This window comes from Pseudomonas sp. SST3 (genome assembly GCF_003325755.1).
This window is the reverse complement of record NZ_QORI02000182.1, coordinates 1-3316: the sequence shown is the minus strand read 5'-3', so window position 1 is coordinate 3316 and position 3316 is coordinate 1. Positions and strand designations below refer to the sequence as shown.

The window sequence follows — 3316 nt, the reverse complement described above, 5'->3', positions numbered from 1 at the left end:
TTTTTCATCACATCGTCTACCCCTATTACTACCCCTGATAGGGAGTAAAAAAACATTGCTGTTTTACGGGTGGGTGATTTCTGCGACGTTTCTTTGCGTCCTGTCACTGACCCTATTTCATCTAGCAAAAAAAGTACGAGAGAAGGATCTTGTGAATTCTCAAAATGGTGGTAAGATTTTCTTACTAGCGGTAAGAATTTTATGGGGGTCTATATGAATGCTGACTTTGTGCGGGAAAAGCTCGTAGAGGTTCTTCAGCTCATCCAAGCCACAAGCGGGCTTGATTGTCCAAAGCTGGAAGGTACGACGAAGCCAACGGAAGCACTAGCTGAGTTTGACAGTAAAATTTGGCCGGTCGCTATCGGCATACTTGCATCGAAGCTTGATATTTCGATTGCCGATGACGTGAATATTTTCGCCCAAGAGAAAAGTTGTATTGCTCTGACTATAGATGAAACTGTGGCAGTAGTGATGAAGCTTGCTGAGGAGCAGTCTGGAGAGATTGTTAAGCAGGTTAAATTGAAATGATGGATACGCAGCAGTCAAAGCGCGCTCTAATCGCAGATCGATTGCGGGAGGCCAGAAAAATGGCGGGCTTGTCGCAAGGGCAAGTCGCCAAATTGCTTAATATGCACAGGCCAACTGTATCTGAGATTGAAGCAGGTAATCGTAAGGTGTCTGCAGAAGAGTTAGGGGCGTTCGCCGAAACCTATGATGTAACTGTTCCGTGGCTTATGGGGGAGACACCTGAGCAGCTAGACATTGATGATCCTCGCCTGCAGCTCGCGGCAAGAGAGCTGAGCAAACTTAAATCTGAGGATTTAGATAAATTGCTTAGGCTTTTAGCTTTCGATGAGGGATTCAGATGATAAAGCGGGAGACGCCGGATGAGTGCAGAGACAGGGCAAAAATCGTCTACCGTCCAGGCATTGGCAATGAAAGGTATGCAGGCTTCTATTACTGCGAGAACTAAAGCAGGAATCGACCTAAAAAGTCCTATATGCATATATGACCTTTGTGAAAAATTAAAAGTAATAGTGCGCTTCAATGACATAAACATGGAAGGCATGTACGACCGAGAGCCAAAACCGAGAATTCACCTCTCATCTTTGAGGCCTCTAGCTCGCAGAGCTTTTACATGTGCGCATGAGCTTGGGCACCATATCTTTGGACACGGTTCAACGATAGACGAGCTTAATGATAGCCAGTTGAGTAGTGCAAGCCGTCCACCAGAAGAAGTACTTGCAGATGCCTTCGGAGCATTTGTTCTGATGCCGACACTGGGGGTAAAAGAAGCATTTCATTTAAGAAACTTGGATCCTAATAAAGCTAGTCCTTTGGAGCTTTTTGCCATCGCATGTAGTTTTGGGGTGGGACAAGCAACACTTTGTCAATCACTTAGCTTATGCGCTGAAACTGATAAACCCGGTTCGACGAGATCAATTGGGAAAAGTTACTCCTAAAGCAATCAGATCAGAAATATTGGGCGAAGTAGTATCTGAGCCTCTTACAATCGTGGATCACCATTGGCTTTCCCCGACGCTCGACATGGAAGAGGGTGCACTCGTTTTGTTACCGGCCGGCGTAGCATTAGATATCACCGTGTTGATGCCAGAGAAGGAGCTTGCGAGTGGTAGGCTATTCAGAGCAACGAAAACTGGTATCACGAGAGTAGTACTTCCGGGTACATCTTGGGCGCTTTATGTAAGGGTGTCTCGCAAAAGATATGTTGGCTTAGCTCGGTTTCGCCATTTGGAGGATACATCTGATGACTAAACGAATTGCTGTTGTGGACGGACCATTACTGATAAATGAGGATAGCATTTCAAAAGCTTGGGCCAAAGCCATCCTGCATGTAATTGGGCATACCGGTCATGAGATCGCACCTTTAGTACTAAGCTTCACTGGTTTCGATGAGACGGGTAAAGCGAACGAGCACGCTGGCGTAAGAGCTGCCCTGGATCAGTTGTTGAGGGCGAATGATCACAGATCTGTGTCTGATGTAGCTCATACTATTTTTCCACAGCGTATTTGGCAAATCGCGCAGGGTAATCGATCCTATTTTTACTCGTTGTATAAAGATGTGTTCCCCAGGTATCGAGCGATGAATGCAAAGGGGAATCGACGCGGTCTGTATTTTGAACGACTTATAGATTACAAGCGCGGTCCAAATGACGGCAATCAGTTGGAATGGATACTCTCTCAGTATAATGGCAGAGCTGGAGTGAGGAGGTCGATGTTTCAAGCCAGCATATTCGATCCTGAGAGAGACCATATAGCGGATGCACAGCTTCAGTTTCCATGCATGCAACAAATCAGTTTTGAGCCTACTAAAGATGGATTGGTTGTAAATTCTTTCTATGCAACGCAGCAGTTATTTGTCAAGGCGTATGGCAACTATTTGGGTATTGCTCAGCTAGGTGCGTTTATGGCTAATGAAATGAATATGAAGTTAAGTCGAGTAAATGTCATTGTCGGTGTGGCTAAGCTCGAAAGAATAACAAAGACCAATGAAGCGTTAGATCCGTTAATAGCGGAATGTGAGAAATGTATTGAGGGCGAACTATTAGAATCTGTTGTGAGAGCTTCTGAAGTCGGAGCTGTGGCGTGAAGAAGGGGGAAAACGTTCGGTTGGACTTCGGTCAGGAAAAAGAAGCTAGTATTTCTGTACCGTCGAAAAAAGTGATTTCTCATCTGCTACCAAWTAAAAATAACAGAGGCATATGATACATATTGGAAATTTGCAGTTGAAAGACAGAATATTTTCTTTCGACGTTTAGAAGGTAGTCCCAAACCTTGGACAGAAGACCCTATTCTATCTGTTCATAAATTTACTAATGCGTATCGTGCATCCGATAGAGTAAGTCAATACTTAATAAGAAGTGTTATCTACAGAAAGGATCTTCCGAATTCTGTAAATGAAGTTTTTTTCAGGGTGATGCTTTTTAAGATTTTCAACAAAATTGAAACCTGGCAGCTTTTAGAAAAAGCCTTTGGTTTTGATAACGTATGAGGATTACAGTTTTAATTCTTACGACCGTATTTTGAGTCAGGCAATGGCTTCCGGGAGGCGTATATACTCGGCCGCATATATTATGCCTCCGGGAAGTGCGGCTTTTGGGCATTCGGCGAAACACCAAAATCACCTGAAGTTATTAGAAATGATGATGTCCGATTAGGAAGTTTGGGACAAGTAAGCTTGCGAGCTTAAACAAAATGCAGCCAGCCTTCGAACTTTTTAAAGGCTACCCTACGATTGGGATTTCTTGCCTATCAGTTTGTTACGGATGTCAACTACAGCGAAATAACTGATTTT

General features: G+C 44.0%; 6 protein-coding genes. All 6 read left to right on the top strand.

Features of this window, described 5'->3' with window-relative positions; genetic code table 11:
* Window positions 1-213: 213 nt before the first annotated feature.
* The 6 genes from DQ405_RS26175 to DQ405_RS28865 all read left to right on the top strand — a co-directional run bounded on the left by DQ405_RS26175 (window position 214) and on the right by DQ405_RS28865 (window position 3179).
* Window positions 214-528, top strand: a complete 315-nt coding sequence (locus DQ405_RS26175) for a hypothetical protein (protein ID WP_124373600.1) — start codon at window positions 214-216, stop codon at window positions 526-528.
* Window positions 525-869, top strand: a complete 345-nt coding sequence (locus tag DQ405_RS26170) for a helix-turn-helix domain-containing protein (protein WP_168426464.1) — start codon at window positions 525-527, stop codon at window positions 867-869. Before DQ405_RS26175 ends, DQ405_RS26170 begins: the two co-directional genes overlap by 4 nt.
* 18 nt (window positions 870-887) lie before the next feature.
* Window positions 888-1463 carry an ImmA/IrrE family metallo-endopeptidase gene (locus tag DQ405_RS27320; protein WP_206678945.1) on the top strand — a complete coding sequence of 192 codons (576 nt, stop codon included), beginning with the start codon at window positions 888-890 and terminating at the stop codon, window positions 1461-1463.
* A 305-nt stretch (window positions 1464-1768) separates the two neighbouring features.
* Complete coding sequence (locus tag DQ405_RS26160) at window positions 1769-2611, top strand: thymidylate synthase (protein WP_174824728.1); 843 nt, start codon at window positions 1769-1771, stop codon at window positions 2609-2611.
* Between the two features lie 81 nt (window positions 2612-2692).
* The gene (locus DQ405_RS28870; RefSeq protein ID WP_446730925.1) at window positions 2693-3013 is read left to right on the top strand and encodes a nucleotide kinase domain-containing protein; all 321 of its coding nucleotides are present in this window, start codon (window positions 2693-2695) and stop codon (window positions 3011-3013) included.
* A 43-nt stretch (window positions 3014-3056) separates the two neighbouring features.
* Window positions 3057-3179: a nucleotide kinase domain-containing protein gene (locus DQ405_RS28865; RefSeq protein ID WP_446730924.1), complete on the top strand. Its 123-nt coding sequence runs from the start codon at window positions 3057-3059 to the stop codon at window positions 3177-3179.
* Window positions 3180-3316: the final 137 nt, after the last annotated feature.